The following is a 24,002-nucleotide window of genomic DNA, read 5'->3' on the forward strand; positions in this document are numbered from 1 at the left end:
GCGGCCGCAGGCCGCGTCTCGAAGGGTCGGCAAAACACGTCCGTTGCCAACCCTTCGAGACGCCACGCTCCGCGTGGCTCCTCAGGGTGGGGTTTTCACTTCGTTCAGAACGACAGAAAAATCACTTCGCCCCCAGCGGGACCTCACTTGAACTTCGGCATGACCTCCTGGCAGAGCAGGCGAAGCGCCGTCATGACGCGGTCGTGCGGGATCAGGCTGCCGGGGTTGAGCTCGGCCAGGATGCCGTCGAGGCCGAGCGTGTCGCGCAGCTCGGTCAGGCGGTCGGTGACGCTGGCCGGAGTGCCGACGATCATGCGTTCGCGCAGCACCTCCTCGTAGTCGATCGACTGCATCTTCTCGCCGCGCGCGGCGCGGTTCTCGATCACCCGCGCGCCGCTCGCCGTCGCCGAGGCTGCGAGGCGATCGCCGATATAGCGCAGCAAATGCATGATGCTCTCGCGCGGCTCCTCGCGTGCCGCCTCCTCGGTGTTCGCGACATAGACGGGAACGCGCAGATAGACCTCGCCGTCACCCGGATGACCGGCTTCCTTCCAGGCTCGGCGGTAGGTCTTCACCAGCGGCGCCAGCTCGGACAGGTTGCCGGTGCGCGCGGCGATGAAGATCGGATGGCCCAGCGTCGCGACCTCGACATAGGTGTCGGGGCTCGCCGCGGCGATGCGGATCTCCGGCCACGGCGCGCGCCACGGCTTGGGCGCCAGCCGCACGTTCTCGTAATTGAAGTACTTGCCGTTCCACGAGAAGCGCTCCTCGGTGAAGGCGAGCTTGACGATCTGCAAGGTCTCGGCGAAGCGCTCGCGGCTTTCAGCGTAGTCCACGCCGTAGGTCCGGTAGGTATGGGCGAAGCCGCTGCGGCCGACGCCGAAGATCAGCCGGCCCTCGCTCAGCTGGTCGACCGTGGCGACCTCCTCGGCCAGGCGCAGCGGATGGCAGAGCGGCAGCACCTGCACGGCCGTGCCGATCTTCATCCGCTTGGTGCGCGTGGCGATGGCCGACGCCAGGATCAGCGGCGAGGACAGCACCGAGCGCTCGGGCGCGAAATGCAGCTCGGCCAGCCACATCGCATCGAGGCCCCAGCGCTCCGCCGCATCGACCTGGACGAACGAGTTGGCAAAGGACTGCGCCGAGCTTTCGCCAGGCAGCGCCTGAAACTCGTGGAACATGCCGAATTCCATCGGTCCTCCTCGTCCAGCGCCATTGGGCAGCGCCATTGGGCAGCGCGATCGGCCACTGCAAAGCTTACATTGCTCCGTCATAGTAGGCGGAGGGAAGAGCAAGAGTATCATGCCAAAGAAGGTTGTCGTCGCCGGTGCGACCGGTCTGGTCGGCTATGCAGCAATGAAGCATTTCGGCTCGCAGCCGGACTGCGAGGTGGTGGGCCTGTCGCGCCGCCGGCCCGACGAGACGTTCGGCGCGCGCTGGCTGCCCATCGATCTCGCCGACCAGGCGGCCGCCGCCGCGCTGGCGCCCGAGCTCGCCGGCACCACCCACCTCGTCTATGCCGCGCTCTACGAGCGGCCCGGCCTGGTCGCCGGCTGGCGGGAAGAGGAGCAGATCGAGACCAACGACCGCATGCTGCGCAACCTTCTGGGGCCGCTCGAGCAGGCCTCGCCGCAGCTCCGGCACGTCACCCTGCTGCAGGGCACCAAGGCCTATGGCGTGCACGTCCGGCCGTTGCAGGTGCCGGCGCGCGAGAACCGCTCGGAGATGCACGAGCAGCCCAATTTCTACTGGAACCAGGAGCGCTACCTGCGTGCGCTGCAGCAGGGCAAGGCCTGGAGCTGGTCGATCCTGCGGCCGGTGCTGATCGTGGGCGATTCGGTTGGCAGCGCCATGAACGTGATCCCCGCCCTCGGCGTCTATGCCGCCCTGATGCGCCACGCCGGCAAGGCGCGACTCGACTATCCGGGCGGAGGCGGCCGCGTGGCGCAGGCGGTCGACACCGACCTGCTGGCCCGCGCCATCACCTGGTCGGGCGAGGCGGCGACGGCGCGCAACGAGATCTTCAACGTCACCAACGGCGACGTGTTCGTGTGGCCCAACGTGTGGCCGGCGATCGCCGCCGCCCTGGGCTTCGAGGCGGGCGATGCCGTGCCGCTGTCGCTCGACCGCGAGATCCGCCCGCGCGAGGCCGACTGGGCCGAGGTCCGCGCGCAGTACGGCCTGAAGAGCGGCAGCCTGCGCGATTTCGTCGGGCTGTCGTTCGAGTACGCCGATTACACGATGGGCTACGGCCGCACCGCGCCCGGCCCGCCGGCGCTGGTCTCGACCATCAAGCTGATGCAGGCCGGCTTCCACGAGGTCATGGACACCGAGGCGATGTTCGCCAAGGCCTTCGCCGAGATGCAGGCGAAGAAGCTGCTGCCGCCGAGATGAATTGTCGTCATTCTCCTCCCCAGCTTTGCTGGGGAGGTGTCGCCGCCTTCGGCGACGGAGGGGTCATGAGCCTCAGGCCCAACCCTCTCCCATGACTCATGACCCCTCCGTCGCGTAAGACGCGACACCTCCCCAGCGAAGCTGGGGAGGTAAATGAAAGCGGGAGAAGAATCATCATGCTCGACAAAGTCGACGTCCTGATCATCGGCTCGGGCGCATCAGGCGCGGCGGTAGCGTGGAGCCTGACCGAGACGAAGATGCGCATCCTCTGCCTAGAGCAGGGCGACTGGGTGAAACCGACCGACTATCCTAGCAACGGCCGCGACTGGGAAGCGCGACTGTTCGGCGATTTCGCCACCAACCCCAACCGGCGCGCGCGGCCGACCGACTATCCGATCAACGACGACAACTCGCCGATCAAGGTGGTGAACTTCAACGGCGTCGGCGGCAGCACGATCATGTACACGGCGCACTATCCGCGCCTGCATCCGTCCGACTTCAAGGTGCGCACGCTCGACGGCGTGGCCGACGACTGGCCGGTCGATTACGCCACGCTGGAGCCGTTCTTCGCCGAGAACGACCGCATGACGGGTGTCTCGGGTTTGGCCGGCGATCCGGCCTACCCGCCCAAGCAGCCGCCGATGCCGCCGCTGCCGCTCGGCAAGTCGGGCGTGCGTCTGGGCAAGGCGATGAACAAGCTCGGCTGGCACTGGTGGCCGTCCGACAGCTCGATCGCCACGGTCGATTACGAGGGCCGCGCGCGCTGCATCAATCTCGGCCATTGCACGCCGGGCTGCGCGCAGGGCGCCAAGGCCAGCACCGACATCACCTACTGGCCGCTCGCGCTCCGGGCGGGTGTCGAGCTGCGCACGCTCTGCCGGGTGCGCGAGATCACCGTCGGCCCCGATGGCATGGCGTCGGGCGTCGTCTACTACGATGCCCAGGGCCAGGAGCAGTTCCAGCCGGCCGAGGTCGTGATCGTCGCCTGCAACGGCGTCGGCACGCCGCGCCTGCTGCTGAACTCGGTCTCCGGAAAATTTCCCAACGGCCTCGCCAACTCGAGCCGCCTGGTCGGCAAGAACCTGATGTTCCATCCCTATGCCTACAGCTACGGCTATGTCGACGAGCCGCTCGACGGCAATCACGGCCCGCCGCTCTGCCTATGGAGCCAGGAGTTCTACGAGACCGATCCCAAGCGCGACTTCGTGCGCGGCTACACCTTCCAGTTCAGCCGCGGCTACGGCGCCATCCTGGAGGCGATCACCAGCACCGCCGCCGGCCGCCTGCCGTGGGGCGACGATCATCATCGCGTCTATCGCCGCCTGCTCAACCATCGCGTCGGCCTGTCGGCGATCTGCGAGGACCTTCCGGAGGAGCACAACAGGGTCACCCTCGATCCGGTGCTGAAGGACAGCAGCGGCATCCCGGCGCCGCGAATCGACTACACGATCGGCGACAACAGCCGGCGCATGATCGCACACGGCCTCGCCCGGGCGCGCGAAATCCTGGAGGCCGCCGGCGCCCGCGACATCGCCGTCGAATGCCCGATCCTGAACGGCGGCTGGCATCTCTTGGGCACCGCCCGCATGGGGCTCGATCCCGAGCGCTCGGTGGTCAACCACTGGGGCCGCTGCCACGACGTGAAGAACATGTTCATCGTCGATGGCAGCATCTGGGTCACCTCGGGCGGCGTGAACCCGACCTCCACCATCCAGGCGCTGGCGCTCTACATCGCCGACAGCATCAAGCAGCGCCTCGCCACCCTGTTCGACTGAGGCGCCGATGACCGACTCCGACCTTTCAGCCGTCGAATCAGGCGACCTGCGCGCCCTCGCCGGCGCCATCATCCCCGCCAGCGCCCAATACGCCGTGCCGGGCGCCGACGATGACATCATCTTCGCCGACATCCTGGCGAGCCTCGGCCGCGACCGCGACGATGTCCGCACGGCCCTCGGCCGCCTGGCGGCATTGTCCGGCAGCAGCTTTGCCGATCTCACTGCGGCGCGCCGCGCCGAGGTGGCTGCCGCTCTGCGGACCGAGGGCGGCAGCGCGCTTGCCGCCCTCGTGCGCGTCGTTCTGCTCTGCTATTACCGGGACGATCGGGTGATGCGATCGCTCGGCCAGGAACCCCGCCCGCCCTTCCCCAAGGGTCACGTCGTCGAGCAGGGTGATTGGTCGCTGCTCGACCCGGTGCGTGCCCGCGAGCCGATCTGGCGTCGGGTGGATCGAGTCTGATATTCGAGTGTCGAAGACTGGAGGCAGAGATGGCCTATACGCTGGAGCAACTGAGCAGCGACATCCGTACGGCGCTGAACGCCAACCCCGGCCTCGCCGGCAAGCAGGCGGTGTGCGGGTTGGTTTCGAAGGCGCTGCAGGACAAGGAGTTTATCGCCAAGCACCTCGACCCCGACCAGTGCAAGCCGCGCAAGGTGCTGTACGAGGATCCCGAGCTGGGCTTCTGCGTGTGCGGCCATGTCTATGAGAAGCCGGCGCACGGCTCGCCGCACGATCACGGCTCGAGCTGGGCGATCTACGGCGTGGCGGTCGGCGATACCGAGATGACCGATTGGCGCATCGTGCAGCCGGGCTCGGACGGCAATCCCTCGCTGGTCGTGCCGGAAAAGACCTACGTGATGAAGCCGGGCGACGCCCATTTTTACGACGTCGGCGTCGTGCACTCGCCCAAGCGCGACACGCTCACCAAGCTGATCCGCATCGAGGGCGCCAACCTCGACCGCATCAAGCGCTCCAACATCAAGGCGGCGTAAGTTTCATGCTCCTCCCCAAGCGCAGCCTGGGGAGGTGTCGCCGTCTTACCTGACGGAGGGGGCATGGGTCTCATGGTTGGGACCGCGCCACTCCAGTGGCGCTCGTGGGCTCTGTGATCAACCGAGAACCGCCACGGAGAGCTTGTGAACTTATCGCTCGGATGCACATCTCTCATGTCATCCTGAGCGTAGCGAAGGATCTCATTGCCAGCAGTTTCAACGCGCACTCGTAGCAGGCGGCGATGAGGTCCTTCGCTGCGCTCAGGACGACAAGAATGCGCCACGTCGGCGGAGCTTACTCCGCCTTAAGTGGCGCGCTCACGGCTCATGACCCCTCCGTCGCGTATGACGCGACACCTCCCCAGCGAAGCTGGGGAGGAAAAGCTAGAACGCGATGACATTCCTTGCGATGACGCCGGTCTTGAGCTCGGCATAGGCATCGTTGATCTGGTCGAGACGGACGCGGCCGGAGATCATCAGATCGAGCTTGAGCAGGCCGCGCATGTAGAAGTCGACGAAGCGCGGCATGTCGGTGCGGAAGCGGTTGGAGCCCATGGCGCAACCCTGGATGCGTTTCTCGCCCAGGATCTCCGCGCCCGACAATTCGAAGCGCATGCCGACCGGCATCATGCCGATGACGGTGGCGGTGCCGCCGCGCTTGATGATGCGGAACGACTGCTCGACCGTCTGCTTCAGGCCGACGCATTCGAACGAATAATCGACGCCGCCGCCGGTCATCTCGCGGATCGCCTTGACCAGGTCGACCGACGAGGCGTCGACGAAGTCGGTAGCACCGAACTCGCGCGCCAGATTGGCCTTCGAGGCCACGCGATCGATGGCGACGATACGGCCTGCACCGGCGATCGCCGCGCCGTTGACGGCCGACAGGCCGATGCCGCCGAGCCCGATCACCGCCACCGTCGAGCCCGGTTCGACCTTGGCGGTGCGAAACACCGCGCCGACGCCGGTGGTGACGGCGCAGCCGATCAGCGCAGCGCGGTCGAGCGGCATGTCCGGGCGGATCTTCACCACGGCGTGCTCGTGCACCAGCAGGTGGTCGGCGAACGACGACAACGGCCCCTGGCTCGCCATCGGCACGCCATTCAGGCTCATGCGCTGCGGCCCCTTGGCCGGCCGCTGCGTTGCCGGGCTGACGCAGAGCGACATGCGGCCGCTCAGGCAGTACTCGCACTCGCCGCAGAACACCGAGACGCAGGTGATGACATGGTCGCCCGGCTTCACATAGGTTACGTCCGAGCCGACGGCGAGCACCACGCCCGACGATTCGTGGCCCAGCACGCAGGGGCAGGCGCGCGGGTAAAGCCCTTCCATGTAGTGGAGGTCGCTGTGGCAGACGCCGGCGAAGGCGGTTCGGATCAGCACCTCATTACGGGCCGGGGTATCGAGATCGATCTTCTCGATTGACAGCGGCTCGTGCGGCTTGTGCATGACCGCGGCGGTGGCTTTCATCGGGCTTCTCTCCCTGCCATTGCTTACCGCGAGCATAGGGACCGCCGCCGACCGCGACAATGCACGAGGCATCGGCGCGCAATCAGGCAGTGGCCGTCAGGGCAACAGGTCGGCGACCACGAGGTCGTGCGCGCGGGCGACGCCGACCAGGACCGACAGCGGATCGGCTGTCACCGCCTGCAGCAGGGTCCGCGCTTCTGCCCCGTCGTCCGCGGGTGTCCAGAGCGAGCCCAGCCGCTGCTGCTCCTGCACGTACTCGATGCTTACAGCGACCTTGCCCATCAGGGTCGTCATGTCCTTGCCTGCCGCCGTGTCCTGGGCGCCGCTCATGATATCGACCAGCACCGATCCGACGAACTTTCCGGATGCCAGCGTCTGCCGGACCTGCCCGGTCCAGTAGGCCAGCCCGCCGGAGTCCGACGAGCGGTTGAACAGGTTGTTGTAGACGCTGTCGATGAAGCTGGAGATCTGTGCGTCGCTCGCTCCGAACGGATTGACCAGGAACGGATAGAGCCCCTTTGCCTCGTTGCTGATGCCGAAGGAGCTGGCGATGTTGGCGAACAGCGGCGCCGGTCCTTGTACCGGCAACTCTCTCTGGAACTCGCCGACCCAGAACTGGAAGCCGCCGGCGTCGGCGCCTCGGCCGAAGAAAGCGGTGTAGGTCGCCGCGATCTGCTGTTCCGCGGTCAGGGCGACAAGCGCCAGCGTCGTGCTGGCGCCGACGTTTACCGGGGTGACGTAGATCACCGCCTCCGCGTCATCCGTTCCGTTGGCTCCCGTCGTCCGGTAGGTGAACTTGTCGATGCCGGTACGATCGGGAGCCGGCGTGTAGTCGAAGCCGCCATTGGCCGACAGCACGACCGTGCCGCGCGTCGGGTTGGTCAGCAGGGTCGCCGTCACGGGCGGCCCGGCGATGTCGTTGAACAGCACACCGCTCGAGGCTGCCATGTGCAGCGTCGTATCCTTGGTCGCGATGTAGGCGTCATCGTAGGCGGTGAGGATCGCCGTATCGTCGTTGAGGATGGTGCCCACTGCCGTGGGATGGTCTTCGCACAGCTGCACCGTCGACCCCGACAGCACCTCGAGCGTCTGCGTCGTGGCGATCGTCGTCGCCGACGCATCGGTCGCAATCACCCGTGCCGTGATCTGCTCGGATGCCGATACCGACAGGCCGGTCAAGGTTCCGGTGTACTGCAGCCCGAGCGACGTCTGCACCAGCTGGTTGGGCTGGATCGTCTGCACCACCACGCCATTCACCAGCAGCTCGACCCGCGCGATCTCGGCGAGCTTCACCCCGCCGCCCAGCAGCCCCGAGGTCAGCTGGCTCGGATCGAGCACGATCGTCGCCGTGTTGTTCGCCAGCCCGTCGTCGACCAGGTCGAGCGGGCCCGCCGACGCCCCCGACCCAACGCCGAACGCCTGGATGCCCACCTTCGCCGCCAGCAGCCGGCTCACCTCGTCGGCATACGCCGTCGTCGAATCGGGCTGGCCGTCCGACAGGAAGAACAGCACGTTCTGGCCCGACGGAGCGCCCTTGTAGAACGCCTCCGCCTGCTGCAGCCCGGCCTCGTAGTTCGTCGACCCGCCCGTCTTCAGCCCGCGCAGCGCCTCGACCACGTCGAGCACGCCGTTCTTGTTGGCGTCCGCCCCCGCCGTCGTCACCAGGTTGGTCGCCGCCCCGCTCTCGAACGAGATCACCGCGATCGTGGCGCTGCCCAGCCCGAGGCTGTTGATCGACGCCAGCACCGCTTCGAACCCGGCGATCTCGGCATCCAGCACCGTGTTCGCCACGCCGTCGCCGTTCAGGTCGGCGATCGTCTTCGCGCCCGAGAACGTGCTCCCGGTGCTGCCCGAGCGGTCGACCACGAACGCGATGTTGTACTGACCCGTCCCGCTGCCGCCCGACCGGCTCACCAGCCCGCTCACCGCCTCGCTCGTGCTCGACGAGGCGTCCGGCGCCGTCAGGCTGATCCCCAGCGTCTGGCCCGTCGACACGATCGTGCCGCTGTTCGACGTCGTCTGGTTGCCGCTGCCGCCGCCCACCGTCGCCGGCGACGACAGCGACACCAGGAACGTCTCGTCCAGCTCCAGCCCGGTGTCGCCCTGCACGTTGATCGTGATCGTCTTGGCCGACTCGCCCGGCGCGAACGTCACCGTCCCCGACGGCAGCACTCCGCCGACGAAATCCACCGCATTGGCCGGCGCCCCACCGATGCTGCTCACCGACCACTTCACGCTGTGCGTGCCTGACAGGTCACCCTCGCGCTCCACCGTGAAGGTGAACGGCGTCGGCCCGACATGCCCTTCCTTCAGCGTCGCGTTCGCCGGATGGATGCAGATCTCGGTGCCATCGTCGTTGAGGATCGTGCCGACCGCGGTCGGGTCATCGCACAGCACGACCCCTGATCCCGACAACACCTCCAGCGTCTGTGTCGTGGCGATCGTCGTCGCCGCCGGATCGGTCGCGATCACCCGTGCCGTGATCTGCTCGGACGACGACACCGACAGCCCGGTCAGCGTCCCGGTGTACTGCAGCCCGAGCGGCGTCTGAACCAGCTGGTTGGGCTGGATCGTCTGCACCACAACGCCGTTCACCAGAAGCTCGACCCGCGCGATCTCCGCCAGCTTCACCCCGCCGCCCAGCAGCCCCGACGAAAGCTGGCTCGGATCGAGCACGATCGTCGCCGAGTTGTTCGCCACCCCGTCGTCCACCAGGTCGAGCGCCGTCGGCGACGCCCCCGATCCCACCCCGAACGACCGGATATCGGTCTTCGCCGCCAGCAGACGACTCACCTCGTCGGTAAACGCCGTCTGCGAATCGGGGAAGCCGTCCGACAGGAAGAAGACCACGTCGTTGCCCGCCGGCGTGCCGGCGAAGAACGTCTCCGCCTGCTGCAGACCCGCCTCGTAGTTGGTCGAGCCAGTCGCCTTCAGGCTGCGCAGCGTCTCCACCACATCAAGCGTGCCGTTCTTGTTGGCATCGGCCGCCACCGTCGTGGTGAGATGAGTCGTCGCTCCACTCTCGAACGAGATCACCGCGATGTTGGCGCTGCCCAGACCCAGCCCGTTGATCGACGCCAGCAGGGCCTCGAAGCCGGCAATCTCCGCATCCAGGATGGTGTTCGCCGTGCCGTCGCCGTTGAGATCGCCGATCGACTGCGCGCCCGAGAACGTGCCCGCCGTGCTGCCCGAGCGGTCGACCACGAAGGCGATGTTGTACTGACCCGTCCCGCTGCCGCCCGACCGGCTCACCAGCCCGCTCACCGTCTCGCTCGTGCTCGACGAGGCGTCCGGCGCCGTCAGGCTGATCCCCAGCGTCTGGCCCGTCGACACGATCGTGCCGCTGTTCGACGTCGTCTGGTTGCCGCTGCCGCCGCCCACCGTCGCCGGCGACGACAGCGACACCAGGAACGTCTCGTCCGCCTCCATGCCGGTGTCGCCCTGCACGTTCACGGTGATGGTCTTGGCCGACTCGCCCGGCGCGAACGTCACCGTCCCCGACGGCAGCACGCCGCCCACGAAGTCCACCGCGTTGGCCGGCGCCCCGCCGATGCTGCTCACCGACCACTTCACGCTGTGCGTGCCCGACAGGTCACCCTCGCGGGTCACCGTGAAGGTGAACGGCGTCGGCCCGACATGACCTTCCTTCAGCGTCGAATTCGCCGTCTCGATGCAGATCTCGGTGTCGTCGTTGAGGATCGTGCCGATCGCCGTCGGATCGGCGCACAGCTGTACGTGCGACCCTGACAGCACCTCGAGCGTCTGCGTCGTGGCGATCGTCGTCGCCGACGCGTCGGTCGCAATCACCCGTGCCGTGATCTGCTCGGATGCCGATACCGACAGGCCGGTCAAGGTCCCGGTGTACTGCAGCCCGAGCGGTGTCTGCACCAGCTGGTTGGGCTGGATCGTCTGCACCACAACGCCGTTCACCAGCAGCTCGACCCGCGCGATCTCGGCGAGCTTCACCCCGCCGCCCAGCAGCCCCGAGGTCAGCTGGCTCGGATCGAGCACGATCGTCGCCGTGTTGTTCGCCAGCCCGTCGTCGACCAGGTCGAGCGGGCCCGCCGACGCCCCCGACCCAACGCCGAACGCCTGGATGCCCACCTTCGCCGCCAGCAGCCGGCTCACCTCGTCGGCATACGCCGTCGTCGAATCGGGCTGGCCGTCCGACAGGAAGAACAGCACGTTCTGGCCCGACGGAGCGCCCTTGTAGAACGCCTCCGCCTGCTGCAGCCCGGCCTCGTAGTTCGTCGACCCGCCCGTCTTCAGCCCGCGCAGCGCCTCGACCACGTCGAGCACGCCGTTCTTGTTGGCGTCCGCCCCCGCCGTCGTCACCAGGTTGGTCGCCGCCCCGCTCTCGAACGAGATCACCGCGATCGTGGCGCTGCCCAAGCCGAGGCTGTTGATCGACGCCAGCACTGCTTCGAACCCGGCGATCTCGGCGTCCAGCACCGTATTCGCCACGCCGTCGCCGTTCAGGTCAGCAACCGTCTTCGCCCCGGAGAACGTGCTCGCCGTGCTGCCCGAGCGGTCGACCACGAACGCGATGTTGTACTGCCCCGTCCCGCTGCCGCCCGACCGGCTCACCAGCCCGCTCACCGTCTCGCTCGTGCTCGACGAAGCGTCCGGCGCCGTCAGGCTGATCCCCAGCGTCTGGCCCGTCGACACGATCGTGCCGCTGTTCGACGTCGTCTGGTTGCCGCTGCGCCGCCCACCGTCGCCGGCGACGACAGCGACACCAGGAACGTCTCGTCCAGCTCCAGCCCGGTGTCGCCCTGCACGTTGATCGTGATCGTCTTGGCCGACTCGCCCGGCGCGAACGTCACCGTCCCCGACGGCAGCACGCCGCCCACGAAGTCTACCGCGTTGGCCGGCGCCCCACCGGTGCTGCTCACCGACCACTTCACGCTGTGCGTGCCCGACAGGTCGCCCTCGCGGGTCACCGTGAAGGTGAACGGCGTCGCACCGACGTGACCCTCCCTCAGCGTCGAGCTCGCCGTCTCGATGCAGATCTCGGTGTCGTCGTTGAGAATGGTGCCGATCGCGGTCGGGTCGTCGCACAGCTGCACCGTCGACCCCGACAGCACCTCGAGCGTCTGCGTCGTGGCGATCGTCGTCGCCGCCGCGTCGGTCGCAATCACCCGTGCCGTGATCTGCTCGGACGACGACACCGACAGCCCGGTCAGCGTCCCGGTGTACTGCAGCCCGAGCGGTGTCTGAACCAGCTGGTTGGGCTGGATCGTCTGCACCACAACGCCGTTCACCAGCAGCTCGACCCGCGCGATCTCCGCCAGCTTCACCCCGCCGCCCAGCAGCCCGGAGGTCAGCTGGCTCGGATCGAGCACGATCGTCGCCGTGTTGTTCGCCAGCCCGTCGTCGACCAGGTCGAGCGGGCCCGCCGACGCCCCCGACCCAACGCCGAACGCCTGGATGCCCACCTTCGCCGCCAGCAGCCGGCTCACCTCGTCGGCATACGCCGTCGTCGAATCGGGCTGGCCGTCCGACAGGAAGAACAGCACGTTCTGGCCCGACGGAGCGCCCTTGTAGAACGCCTCCGCCTGCTGCAGCCCGGCCTCGTAGTTCGTCGACCCGCCCGTCTTCAGCCCGCGCAGCGCCTCGACCACGTCGAGCACGCCGTTCTTGTTGGCGTCCGCCCCCGCCGTCGTCACCAGGTTGGTCGCCGCCCCGCTCTCGAACGAGATCACCGCGATCGTGGCGCTGCCCAAGCCGAGGCTGTTGATCGACGCCAGCACCGCCTCGAACCCGGCGATCTCCGCATCCAGCACCGTGTTCGCCGTGCCGTCGCCGTTCAGGTCGGCAACCGTCTTCGCCCCGGAGAACGTGCTCGCCGTGCTGCCCGAGCGGTCGACCACGAAGGCGATGTTGTACTGCCCCGTCCCGCTGCCGCCCGACCGGCTCACCAGCCCGCTCGCCGCCTCGCTCGTGCTCGACGAGGCATCCGGCGCCGTCAGGCTGATCCCCAGCGTCTGGCCTGTCGACACGATCGTGCCGCTGTTCGACGTCGTCTGGTTGCCGCTGCCGCCGCCCACCGTCGCCGGCGACGACAGCGACACCAGGAACGTCTCGTCCAGCTCAACGCCCGTGTCACCCTGCACGTTCACGGTGATGGTCTTGGCCGACTCGCCCGGCGCGAACGTCACTGTGCCCGACGGCAGCACGCCGCCCACGAAGTCCACCGCGTTGGCCGGCGCCCCACCGATGCTGCTCACCGACCACTTCACGCTGTGCGTGCCCGACAGGTCACCCTCGCGGGTCACCGTGAAGGTGAACGGCGTCGCACCGACGTGACCCTCCCTCAGCGTCGAGCTCGCCGTCTCGATGCAGATCTCGGTGGTCCCATCGTCGTTGCGCACGACGCCGGTCGCGGTCGAGGTGCCAATCGCGACGCCTGCGACCTCGAGCGTCTGCGTGGTCGAGACCGTCGTCGTTGCCGCGTCCGTCGCCACGACCCGCGCCGTGATCTGCTCCGCCGCCGACGCCGACAGCCCGGTCATCGTGCCCGTGTACTGCAGCCCGAGCGGCGTCTGAACCAGCTGGTTGGGCTGGATCGTCTGCACCACCACGCCGTTCACAAGAAGCTCGACCCGCGCGATCTCCGCCAGCTTCACCCCGCCGCCCAGCAGTCCCGACGAAAGCTGGCTCGGATCGAGCACGATCGTCGCGCTGTTGTTCGCCAGCCCGTCATCCACCAGGTCGAGCGCCGTCGGCGAGGCGCCCGACCCCACGCCGAACGCCCGGATGTCCGTCTTCGCCGCCAGTAGCCGATTCACCTCGTCGGCAAACGCCGTCTGCGAATCGGGGAAGCCGTCCGACAGGAAGAACAACACGTCGTTGCTCGCCAGCGTGGCGGGAAAGAACGCCTCCGCCAGCTGCAGCCCGGCCTCGTAGTTGGTCGTGTTCCCGGCCTTCAGGCTGCGCAACGCGTCGGCGACGTCGAGCACGCCATTATGGTTGGTATCGGCGCTGGCCGTGGTGCTGATGTTCATCGCCGCGCTGCTATCGAACGAGATCACCGCGATGTTGGCGCTGCCCAGCCCCAGCCCATTGATCGACGCCAGCAGCGCCTCGAAGCCGGCGATCTCGGCGTCCAGGATGGTGTTGGCCGTACCGTCGCCGTTCAGGTCGGCGATCGCCTGCTTTCCGACGAAGGTGTCCGCCGTGCTGCCCGACCGGTCGATCACGAAGGCGATGTTGTACTGCCCCGTGCCGCTGCCGCCCGACCGGCTCACCAGACCGCTCACCGCCTCGCTCGTGCTCGACGAGGCATCCGGCGCCGTCAGGCTGATCCCCAGGGTCTGACCCGTCGACGGGATCGTGCCGGTGTTCGAGGTCGTCTGGTTGCCGGTCGATTGCGCGGGCGCCGAGATCGTCACCGTGAAGGTCTCGTCGGCCTCCACGACGAGGTCGCCCTGGATGTTCACCGTCAGCGTCCGCGACGTCTCGCCGGGAGCAAAGGTGACGGAGCCGGAAGGCAGGACGCCCCCCACGAAATCAGTCCCGTTGGTCGGCGCCGCGCCGCTGCCCGTCACCGCCCAGTTCACCACGTGAGTGCCCGAGATGTCGCCCGTACGGCTCAGGGTGAAGGTGAAGGGCGTCGGACCGACATTGCCCTCGGCCCGATCTGCGCTCGCCGCGGTAATGCTGACTTGCGCGCCGGCCGCCGAGTCGTCGTTGCGAATCGTGCCGGCTGCCGTGCTCGTGCCCAGTGTCGCGCCGCCTGTCGGTGACGACAGAGAGACCGTGAATCCCTCGTCGGCTTCCACCGCGGCATCGCCTTGCACGTTCACCGTGACCGTCTTGGACGTCTCGCCGACGGCAAAGGAAACCGTCCCCGCGGGCAACGCGCCGCCTGCGAAATCGGCAGCGCCAGCAGGATTGGCTCCCGAACCAGCGACCGCATAGGCGACGCTGCGCGCGGTCGAGGTGTCGCCCGCCAATGTCACCGTGAAGGTGAAGGCCGTGCTGCCAGCGTTGCCCTCCGCCTTGTCGGCGCTCGCCACGGAGATCGAGAACAGGGCAACGACCGGGATGCCGTTGCGAACGCTGAAGGTGAAGAGGCCGGGCGTCGCGACGTTGCTGGCGTTCGGCAGACCGAGCATGCCGGACTGGTTGCCGCTCTGCGCCAACTGAAAGAAATTCACGCCGTCGCCCGCCGAGTAGCCGGCGACGGCGACGTCGCCGCCCAGCCCTCCGGAACCGCCCGACGCGTCGCCGGTCGTCCAGTTGATCGCCTCGTAGCGGAACTGGATGTCGAAATCGCCGTTCGTGCCCACCGCGATGATGCGCAGCTGGAAGGCGTTCAGCTTGTCCGAATGCTGGCTGTAATAGGCGACGTCGTCCCATGTCGCCGTGAAGACGCGGTTGACGGCATCGAGATCGTACCAGACGAGATTGGAGCCGGTGGATGTGCCGCCCGGCGTCGCCGTCACGGTGCCCCCGCGCGTATCGACATCGCCCCAGAAGGGAGCGAGGATGGGAATGGTCGTCGCCGCGGTGATCGCCGTCGGGCTGAACGCCTCGAGCGCATCCCCGAAGGTCACGCTGCCGTTGTAGTTGAGAAACAGGCTCGTATAGGTCTGACCGAACAGATCGATGCCGCCCGGAACGATCGACGTGAAATCGATCTCGAGCGATGGAGAATCGTCGGCGCGCGGCAGCGCGTTCTCACCGAATCCTGAAGTTCCACCCAGACCGTTGATCAGCGACGTAGCCATCCCACACCCCCTCGAACGGATTCATTGTTTGGCACGGCGCCCAACGCCGGGCTTGATCCACGTCAAAGGCGAGCGCAGGCCGTCCCGAGATCCCGAGACAGCTCATTGACACGGCCCGGCGCGCAGCCAGGATGCTCAGCGCGTCGCTCATGGTGTCACCGTTCTCGCGACAACCCCCGCCGTCGCGATCCCACGCGTGAATTCTGTTTCGTAAACGTGCCTTCCCACTCGAATTGGGAACCGCTTTCTCAGCAAAGTCAACGCATACACCGGAAATTGATGGCGGCGCCGGCGCGGGCAATGCAAATCATTCCAGAGCACCTTGAACAGCTGCCTGTCGACGACGGCGCCGGGCTACGATGGCCCTCGAATGTGCTCCCGCAGGGGAGACGACGATCAGATCAGTCGTCGTAGACGCTGGTGCCGCGCGCGACGAGGCTCGCGAGCGCGCTTTCCATGGCAAGGACCGTGGCCTTGTCTGTGATACCGGCCTCCGCCGCCAACCGGCCGAGCGCGCGGTAGCTCACCCACACGCGACCGCGTTCATCTTCCCAAACCGACAGGCGCAGCGGAAGATCGAGCGCGACCGACTGATGCTCCTGCATCAGCTTGGTGCCGACCTTGGGATTGCCGAAAACCAGGACCCTGGTCGGCCGCAACTGCATGCCAGCCTGGCGGGCATTTTCAGCATGGTCGAACTGGGCGAACACGGGAACGTTCAGCGCCCGAAGATGCGCCTCCAGACGGGCCACCGTCTCGTCGACCGAGAACTTGCTTTCCCGGGTGACGACGTCGTCGGAGGTCGCGCCCGCGCCCAACCCGGCCTTGTAGGATTCAGCGATCTCGCGCCCGAGGCCGGTCAGGTCGAGGCCTTCGCGGTTGGCCACCAGGGTCACGCAGACGAGGTCCGCCGGCGCGGTGAATCGACTCAAGTATGCGCTGAAGCCCGGCGCCGATCCCTTGATCTCCATGAAGCCGGGATGGCGCGTGAATTCCCAGCCCGCCATCGCCGGCACGACCGTGCCGTTGGCGAGCTTCGTCGGCTGGTAGATCAGCGCGCGGCTCTCCTCTTTCTTGACCAGGATGCCACCCGCCAGGGCGATGTCCCACACGCTGATGTCCTCGGCCGACGACCACAGGCCGCCGAAGGCGAAGAGGTTGGCCGAGAGCTTGGGATCGACGGCGACGAGCGCCCCGCCGGCCAGCTTGTAACCAGTTGCCGGCTCGATGGGGTTGACGAAGGGCACCTCGGCCTTGAAGCGCGTATGCTGCTTGCCGGCACTGCCAGGCGCCGGCCGGTCGGCGAAGGATCTGGTCGGAAAATCCTCGACGAACATCGTGGCGCGCAGCCCGAGCGGCTCGATCTGCTGGCGCGTGACGAAGTCGCGATAGGACACGCCGCTCGTCCGCTCGACGATCAGTCCGAGCAGCACGAAGTTGGTGGCGCTCAGGCGGACCTGGGTGCCGGCCTTGAACAGCGGCGGGGTCGCCGCCACCAGCGCCAAGAGCTCGGCCGGCCGATAACTCCGGTTGGCATCGTAGCCGCGCGCCGCGCGGAAGTCGGCAATGCCCGAGGCGTGCTGCAGCAGCTCGAGGATCGTCGTCTTGCCCCACGCCGCCGGGAGATCAGGCAGGTGCCTGTCGATCGTGTCGGCGACGTCGAGCTTTCCCGCCTCCTCCAGCTGGAAGATCGCGACGGCGGTGAAGCCCTGGGTGATCGGGCCGATACCCCACATCGTCCGTGTCGAAGCGAGCTCGTCGCGCGCCGGGCTCGCCCGGCCATAGCCGGCCGAGCGCGGGATGTACGGCGCCTGGACGATCGCCATCGCCAAGCCGGGCGCATCGTGGCGTTCCATGAATTCGGCGATGCGCTGGTCGATGTACTTGCCGCGCACCGAAAGACTGGGCTCGCCGCGACCGAAGTCCGTCGCCTAGGCGAAGCTCGGACCGGCTGCCAGGACCAGCGGGGCGACAACGGCAATGACCAGTGCCGTCGTGGACCAAGCGCACTTCAAGATCATGCAGGACTCCCTCTATCGGAGATTTGTGATTTACACGCCCGGAAAAGGGAAGGCCTCTCGTTGCCTTCGTCGTCCCAGGCACCGTGAACGAAGACGGCTCGCATACTGCACCATGGGCTCTCCGGCACGACGACGATCAAGCCGGCCGACGCGGCCATCCCGCTCCCGGGGCCGCTCCCAGGCCACCCGTCGCCTTCTCGCGGCAAACCTTGCATCGCGGTTGCGGGCGCGATAAGCCACCCCGCAAATGCCTCGATTGAACGCGAAGGATGCTGCCAGGCGACACGCTTCCGGGCAGGGCTCCTATTATGTCGAGGCGCTGGCCCGCGGACTGGCAATCATCCGCGCTTTCGGCCGCGATCGTTCGTCGATGACGTTGAGCGACATGGCGCGCGCCGCAAACCTGCCCAAGCCTACCGTGCGGCGCGTGCTGCATACGCTGGTCGATCTGGGCTACGCCGAGACGGATGGCCGGCTGTTCCAGCTCACGCCGGCTGTGCTCAACCTCGCCGCCGCCTATCTCGGCACCGACCTCGTGGCCACCGTCCTGCAACCCGTCTGCCAGCGGGTGAGCAAGGCCACCGGCGAGGCCTGCTTCGTCGGCGTGCTGGACGGTCAGGAGATGGTGATGATCGCGCATGCCTCGACGCGTTTTCCGTTCGGCCTCGCCACCTCGGCCGGCATGCGCATGCCGGCCTTCCTTACCGCGGCGGGACGCGTCCTGCTCGGCCTGCTGCCCGACGACGAGCTCGAGCGGCGCCTGAAGGCGGCGAAGGTCAAGGCCAACACCAAGTTCGCGGTCACCAACAAGGCGAAGCTCAGGTCGATCATCCTGAAGGGCCGCGCCGACGGCTATTGCATCACCGAGCGCGAGGTCGCGATGGGCTTCTGCGCCGTCGCCGTGCCGCTGCGACGTATAGACGGCAGCGCGGTCGGCGCCATCAGCATCCCCGCCCTCGCCGAACGTTGCGCCGCCAATCCCGGCCTTCTCGACACTTACCTCAACATCCTTCGCGAGCAGGTCGACACGCTCAGCCAGCAGCTCCTTTGATCCCCCGACGGGCCAGGTCGCGGGCCGGCGGTGCAGATTGGCGATCAGGATGCAGGCGCTGATCAACAGAGCCCGCGTCCCTCGGCACGGACGAACGGAACAGCAGCAGGACGGCGATCAGCAGGGCAGCGAACCGGATGCCGGCGATGGCGGCAGCCCGTGGGCTGCGCAGCCTCCTGCCGGTCCGCGGCACGGCGTCGCTCAGCGCGCCGATTCGTCGGGAAAGCCGGCAAGCATCGCCGCGGTGTTGGCCATGGACTGCTGACTTACCTTGATGAAGCCCGCGCCCGGTCGATCGATGTCCTGGATCAGGAGCACCATGGCGGCGACGAGCAGGCCCATAGGATGCACGGGTACGCGCGAACGTTTCGCCTCGACCCCGCTGCCATAGCCAGCGAAGCCGATACCGATGATGGAGACGCCATACAGCGCGATGACGATGATCGGCGGCAGGCGGTTGTGCATCGCCGCCAGGCGCTTCTCCTGGTCGTCGATCAGCCCGATCGAGGAAAGCCCTGAATCCCTCCTCGCGCTGCGCATCCAGATGAAAGATGAGTGGCGGCTGATCCTCGACGACGATCTGGCCGCCGACCATCTCGGCCAGCTTCGGATAGTCCATTGTGCAACGCTAGGATGCCCACTCGGAGTCGGCCTTGATGTGGCGCAAGCGGCGGAGCGAGTGTCGGCGCTGGCCGGCAGCGACTGCCTGGACAGGCCGGAACATCTCCGCGCACATGATGGCTTCACCTTTTCGCGGCGGATTGACTCGGATTCCCCAGCTTCGCTGGGAAGGGATCCTAGAACGGCAGCCCGACGTAGTTCTCCGCGAGCGCGGTCTGGGCGGCGCGCGAGCCGGCCAGGTAATCGAGCTCGGCGCGCTGCATCTGCGCCTCGAAACTCCTCTCGGGGTGCAGCTTGTGCAGCAGCATGGTCATCCACCACGAGAAGCGTTCGGCTTTCCACACGCGCGCCAACGCGGTATCGTTGTAGGAGATCAGCATATCGTCGTTGCTTTTCCTGTAGAAGGCCATCAGCGCGCGGCACAGATAGTGGACGTCGGACGCGGCAAGGTTGAGGCCCTTGGCACCGGTTGGCGGCACGATGTGGGCCGCATCGCCAGCCAGGAACAACCGGCCATGCTGCATCGGCGTCGACACGAAGCTGCGTAGCGGCGCCACGCTCTTCTCGATCGACGGCCCGCGCGTGATGTGAGGCGGCGGATCCGCCCCGAGCCTGAGCTCGAGCTCGTCCCAGATGCGGGCGTCGGGCCAGTCCTCGATCTTCTCGTCGAGGGCGCATTGAATATAGTAGCGGCTGCGCGTCGGCGAGCGCATCGAGGCGAGCGAGAAGCCGCGTGCGTGACTGGCATAGATCAGCTCGTCCGAGCACGGCGGCACGTCGGCCAGGATGCCGAGCCAGCCGAACGGGTAGGTGCGCTCGTAGGTCTGGGATATCGCTGCCGGCAGCGCCGACCGGCTGACGCCGTGGAAGCCGTCGCAGCCGGCGATGAAGTCGCAGGCAAGCCTCTGCTCGAGGCCGGCGGCACGATAGCTAATGCTCGGCCGCGCCGACGTGAGATCGTGCACGGCGACGTCGGCCGCCTCCCAGACGATCGGGCCGTCGCCGGCCAGCCGCGCGGCAATCAGGTCCTTGGTCATCTCGGTCTGGCCATAGACGGTGACGGTCTTGCCGACGAGATCACGGAAGTCGACGCGAAAGCGCCGGCCGGCGACAGTGATCTCGACGCCGTCGTGCACCAGCCCGTCGCGCTGCAGTCGGTCGGCGACGCCGGCCTCTTCCATCAACGACACCGTACCCTGCTCGAGCACGCCGGCGCGAATGCGCGCCTCGACATACGCGCGCGAGCGCGCTTCCAGGATGACGCTGTCGATGCCGTGCACCTTGAGCAGGCGCGCCAGCAGCAGCCCCGCCGGCCCCGCGCCGATGATGCCGACCTGTGTCCGTTGCTGTATCGCCACGACGTGTTTCGCCTCCCCGTTGCGATCTTAGGCGGGATTTGCTTGGGGCTAAAACAACATTCATCAACGCGAAGACTCGAATTCACTTGGGCCGATGCCCTCCGTCGCAGAAGACGGCGACAGCTCCCATGAAGATGGGCTGGGGGCGCGGCGCGATCATCGTTGATCACACCAGAAGGCGCGCCGCTCCGGTGGCGCGCCCCCGGTCATGAGCGACTGCCTTTTTCACCGCATCGTGGTGTGCGTCGCCGCCTGCTTCAGCCCAGAGAGGAACCGTTCGACGGCTGCCGCGAACTGCTCCGGCATGTGATCTGGCAGCGGCACCATGCCATTCTCGATCTCGACCAGGGTGCTGCCGGCGATGTCGCCCGCCACGCGCGCGGCATGCGGATAGGCGTGCGGGTCCGCGGTCGGCGCGATCACCAGGGTCGGGCAGCGCACCAAAGCGAGGCGCGGCTCCATGACGTAGCGGCCGACCACCCGATGGCCCTCGGCAGCGCGCGGACCGGCGCGCAGCGCATCGATCACGAAGCGCTCCAGGAGATCGCCGCGATTGTCGGGATAGAAGGCCTGGCGCATGGCCCACAACTCCATCAGGTGGCGGCCATCGGCCGACGCCGTCACCTCGTCGACCACCTTCTTCCCGGCCGACGCCGCACGGCGCGCCGCATCGACATAGGGCGAAGCGGAAAGCACCAAGGCCTCGACACGCTCCGGCCGCGACGCCGCCATCTCGACGGCGATCGCCGCGCCGGTGTGATGGCCGACCACGATCGCCGTATCGTGGCCCAGCGCCGTCAGCAGCTGGTGCGCGGCGTCGGCCCACGCCTCGATCGACTCCTGGCCGGCCGGCAGGGGCGTCGAATCGCCGAACCCCATCGTATCCATGGCAAGGGCGCGGTAGCGCCTGCCGAGCAGCGGCAGCACGTCGCGGAACTCGTCCCAGGAGCGCGGCGTCTGGTGCAGCAGAAGGACCGGAGGCCCGCTGCCGCAGGCGGCGACATGGACGCGACCGTTGCGGATGGGCACGAACGATCGCTCGATCACCGTATCGCCACCCACCGTATCGTCACTCTCATGGCTATCCGTGCTGCCAGGACCGGCTGCCGTCCTGTCTGCACACCCTACAGTGGCTGGCCACCGGCGTCCCGGATGATCGCGCGCACCCGATCGGCGGTCTCAAACAGCCGCTGGGTGTGCCCGCCGAGCTCGATGGTCGATCGCGCGCCGCCAACCATGTCCTTGGGCGCGAGCGCGACCGGGCCGACAACCCGCAGCGCGTCGAACCAGATCCTGGTTCCATCCGGCGCGGTGACGACAGCCAACGACGGCAGCTCGGCCTTCGCCAGCGCGACGACCTCGTCGATTGGTTCGCGCACCAGGGACGTTTCCGCCCAGTCGATGCGGGTTTGCGCGCCGCGGTTCCCGGCCATGCTCTCCCCTGCCAGGGTGCTCCGAATCCGCACGATCCGCCCGGTATCGATTACGATCTCATGGCCATCCAGGGCCGTCAGCCTGATCATCCCCGTCCCACTCCCCACGCGCAGTCTATGAAGGGACAGGGATGGATGCAACCTTTGATAGATGTTTTTGGAGATCGATTATCGCAATAACGTCACATTCCGCCGGCGCGGCCGTTTCGCAGACGGCAAGAACCTCATGGACAGGCGCGCCCGGCATTGGGAAGGCTAAGCATTGGAGAGAAGAGATGTCTCATGCTTGCTGAAATCGAAACCGAGGCGACCTTGGCCGAGCGCTGGCTGCTGCGCTTCGAGCAGGCGCTGACACGCGGCGATTCGGGCCTGCTCGAACCGTTGTTCCATCGCGACAGCCATTGGCGCGACGTGGTGGCGCTCTCCTGGGACATCAAGACGCTGAGCGGCCGCGAGCATTTTATCGGCCCCCTGGGTTTCGATGCCCGGCAGAGTCGGCCACACCACTTCGCCTTGAGCCGCGAGCGCACGCCGCCGCGCGTGGCGACCCGCTCCGGCATCGGGGCGATCGAGGCGATCTTCCGCTTCGAGACGGCGTTCGGCCGCGGCAGCGGCGTGCTGCGCCTCACGCCGGCCGACGGCAGCGCCGAGCCCAAGGCATGGGCCCTGCTGACGGCACTCGACGAGCTCAAGGGCTATGAGGAGCAATCAGGCCGCGCCCGCCCGTCAGGCAAGGCGCATTCGCGCGACTTCCGCGGCCCCAACTGGCTCGACCTGCGCCGCAAGGCGGCGCGCTACGAGGATCGCGATCCGGCGGTGATCGTGGTCGGCGGCGGCCAGGCCGGCCTTTCGATCGCCGCCCGCCTGGGCCAGCTCGGGGTCGATACCCTGATCGTCGATCGCGAGGGGCGCATCGGCGACAATTGGCGCAACCGCTACCACGCGCTCACCCTGCACAACCAGGTGCAGGTCAATCACCTGCCTTACATGCCATTCCCGGCGAGCTGGCCGACCTACATCCCCAAGGACAAGCTGGCCGGCTGGTTCGAGACCTATGTCGAGAGCCTCGAGCTCAACTTCTGGACCGAGACCGAGTTCGAGGGCGGCGGCTACGACGAACGACACGGCCGCTGGACGGTCAGCCTGCGCCGCGCCGACGGCACGCGCCGACAGATGCAGCCGCGCCACATCGTGCTCGCGACCGGAGTGAGCGGGATCCCGAACCTGCCCGATATCCCGGGCCTCAAGGACTTCGCCGGCAAGGTCGTGCACTCGAGCCGCTACGAGGACGGCGAGGCGTGGGCGGGCAAGCGTGCGCTCGTCATCGGCACCGGCAACAGCGGTCACGACATCGCCCAGGACCTTTACTCGGGTGGTGCCAAGGTAACGCTGGTGCAGCGCAGCCCGACCCTGGTCGTCAACATCGAGCCCAGCGCCCAGCTGCCCTATGCGCTCTACGACGAAGGCCCGTCGCTCGAGGATTGCGACCTCATCGCCACCTCGATCCCGACCGTGCTGGCCAGGCAGAGCCACATCAGGTTCACGCAGCAAGCCAAGGCGATGGACAAGACGCTGCTCGACGGGCTGCAGCGCGTTGGCTTCAAGCTCGACGACGGCGAGGACGGCACCGGCTGGCAGTTCAAGTACCTGACGCGGGGCGGTGGCTACTACTTCAACGTCGGCTGCTCCGACCTGATCGCCGAGAGCGCCATCGCGCTCCGGCAGTTCGCCGACATCGACACATTCGTGGCCGAGGGCGCGCGGATGCGCGACGGCACCATGCTGCCCGCCGACCTCGTGGTGCTGGCGACCGGCTACAAGGGCCAGGAGCATCTGGTCGGCAAGCTGTTCGGCGAGGCGATCGCCCGGCGCGTCGGGCCGATCTGGGGCTTCGGCGACGGTCAGGAGCTGCGCAACATGTTCACCCGCACGCCGCAGCCCGGCCTGTGGTTCATCGCCGGCAGCCTCGCGCAGTGCCGCATCAACTCGAAGTATCTCGCGCTGCAGATCAAGGCGAGCGAGGTGGGGTTGCTGGGGGCGCGGTAGCACAGCTCCCAACTGTCATCCCGAGCGACGCGAAGGTTCCCATCCCTGCTTCGATCGTGGACTTGCATCTGATGGCGATGATCGCAGCCAGTGCCGCGCCGAGCG

General features: G+C 67.5%; 15 protein-coding genes. 6 read left to right on the forward strand and 9 right to left on the reverse strand.

What is annotated here, in order from left to right; all coding sequences use genetic code 11:
• Window positions 1–143: 143 nt before the first annotated feature.
• The gene (locus ACILR9_RS01065) at window positions 144–1,193 is read right to left on the reverse strand and encodes an LLM class flavin-dependent oxidoreductase (protein WP_395708018.1); all 1,050 of its coding nucleotides are present in this window, start codon (window positions 1,191–1,193) and stop codon (window positions 144–146) included.
• 109 nt (window positions 1,194–1,302) lie between these two features.
• On the opposite strand from ACILR9_RS01065, the gene ACILR9_RS01070 reads away from it, so the two are divergent.
• From ACILR9_RS01070 to ACILR9_RS01085, 4 genes are all read left to right on the forward strand, one after another.
• Window positions 1,303–2,394 carry an NAD-dependent epimerase/dehydratase family protein gene (locus ACILR9_RS01070; protein WP_395708019.1) on the forward strand — a complete coding sequence of 364 codons (1,092 nt, stop codon included), beginning with the start codon at window positions 1,303–1,305 and terminating at the stop codon, window positions 2,392–2,394.
• A gap of 176 nt (window positions 2,395–2,570) precedes the next feature.
• On the forward strand, window positions 2,571–4,169 hold the full coding sequence (locus ACILR9_RS01075; RefSeq protein WP_395708020.1) for a GMC family oxidoreductase: 1,599 nt from the start codon (window positions 2,571–2,573) through the stop codon (window positions 4,167–4,169).
• Between the two features lie 7 nt (window positions 4,170–4,176).
• Window positions 4,177–4,629: a hypothetical protein gene (locus tag ACILR9_RS01080; protein ID WP_395708021.1), complete on the forward strand. Its 453-nt coding sequence runs from the start codon at window positions 4,177–4,179 to the stop codon at window positions 4,627–4,629.
• Between the two features lie 29 nt (window positions 4,630–4,658).
• Window positions 4,659–5,162, forward strand: a complete 504-nt coding sequence (locus ACILR9_RS01085) for a hypothetical protein (protein WP_395708022.1) — start codon at window positions 4,659–4,661, stop codon at window positions 5,160–5,162.
• A 384-nt stretch (window positions 5,163–5,546) separates the two neighbouring features.
• Here the strand turns inward: ACILR9_RS01085 and ACILR9_RS01090 are convergent, their stop codons facing one another.
• From ACILR9_RS01090 to ACILR9_RS01105, 4 genes are all read right to left on the reverse strand, one after another.
• A complete protein-coding gene (locus ACILR9_RS01090) occupies window positions 5,547–6,632 on the reverse strand; it encodes a Zn-dependent alcohol dehydrogenase (RefSeq protein ID WP_395708023.1) in 1,086 nt (361 codons plus the stop codon).
• Window positions 6,633–6,728: 96 nt separating this feature from the next.
• Window positions 6,729–11,300, reverse strand: coding sequence for a VWA domain-containing protein (locus ACILR9_RS01095; protein ID WP_395708024.1), 4,572 nt, complete (start codon window positions 11,298–11,300; stop codon window positions 6,729–6,731).
• The gene (locus ACILR9_RS01100; protein ID WP_395708025.1) at window positions 11,267–15,367 is read right to left on the reverse strand and encodes a Calx-beta domain-containing protein; all 4,101 of its coding nucleotides are present in this window, start codon (window positions 15,365–15,367) and stop codon (window positions 11,267–11,269) included. The genes ACILR9_RS01095 and ACILR9_RS01100 overlap by 34 nt, the downstream gene beginning before the upstream one ends.
• Window positions 15,368–15,768: 401 nt before the next feature.
• Entirely contained in the window at window positions 15,769–17,262 is a 1,494-nt protein-coding gene (locus tag ACILR9_RS01105; RefSeq protein ID WP_395708026.1) for a serine hydrolase, read from the reverse strand.
• Window positions 17,263–17,635: 373 nt separating this feature from the next.
• Between ACILR9_RS01105 and ACILR9_RS01110 the strand changes: the two genes are divergently transcribed.
• Complete coding sequence (locus ACILR9_RS01110) at window positions 17,636–18,439, forward strand: IclR family transcriptional regulator C-terminal domain-containing protein (protein WP_395708027.1); 804 nt, start codon at window positions 17,636–17,638, stop codon at window positions 18,437–18,439.
• Window positions 18,440–18,640: 201 nt separating this feature from the next.
• Here ACILR9_RS01110 and ACILR9_RS01115 read toward each other — a convergent pair whose 3' ends face one another.
• The 4 genes from ACILR9_RS01115 to ACILR9_RS01130 all read right to left on the reverse strand — a co-directional run bounded on the left by ACILR9_RS01115 (window position 18,641) and on the right by ACILR9_RS01130 (window position 21,941).
• The gene (locus tag ACILR9_RS01115; RefSeq protein ID WP_395708028.1) at window positions 18,641–18,904 is read right to left on the reverse strand and encodes a hypothetical protein; all 264 of its coding nucleotides are present in this window, start codon (window positions 18,902–18,904) and stop codon (window positions 18,641–18,643) included.
• A 332-nt stretch (window positions 18,905–19,236) separates the two neighbouring features.
• On the reverse strand, window positions 19,237–20,418 hold the full coding sequence (pobA, locus tag ACILR9_RS01120) for a 4-hydroxybenzoate 3-monooxygenase (RefSeq protein WP_395708029.1): 1,182 nt from the start codon (window positions 20,416–20,418) through the stop codon (window positions 19,237–19,239).
• Between the two features lie 225 nt (window positions 20,419–20,643).
• On the reverse strand, window positions 20,644–21,480 hold the full coding sequence (locus ACILR9_RS01125; protein ID WP_395708030.1) for an alpha/beta fold hydrolase: 837 nt from the start codon (window positions 21,478–21,480) through the stop codon (window positions 20,644–20,646).
• A 62-nt stretch (window positions 21,481–21,542) separates the two neighbouring features.
• Window positions 21,543–21,941 (reverse strand): hypothetical protein, encoded by a 399-nt coding sequence (locus ACILR9_RS01130; RefSeq protein WP_395708031.1) that lies wholly within the window; start codon window positions 21,939–21,941, stop codon window positions 21,543–21,545.
• Window positions 21,942–22,133: 192 nt separating this feature from the next.
• Here ACILR9_RS01130 and ACILR9_RS01135 point away from each other — a divergent pair, with 192 nt between their 5' ends.
• Window positions 22,134–23,897 (forward strand): flavin-containing monooxygenase, encoded by a 1,764-nt coding sequence (locus tag ACILR9_RS01135; RefSeq protein ID WP_395708032.1) that lies wholly within the window; start codon window positions 22,134–22,136, stop codon window positions 23,895–23,897.
• The last annotated feature ends 105 nt before the right edge of the window (window positions 23,898–24,002 follow it).

This window comes from Reyranella sp., from assembly GCF_044224635.1.
Classification (GTDB): Bacteria; Pseudomonadota; Alphaproteobacteria; order Reyranellales; family Reyranellaceae; genus Reyranella.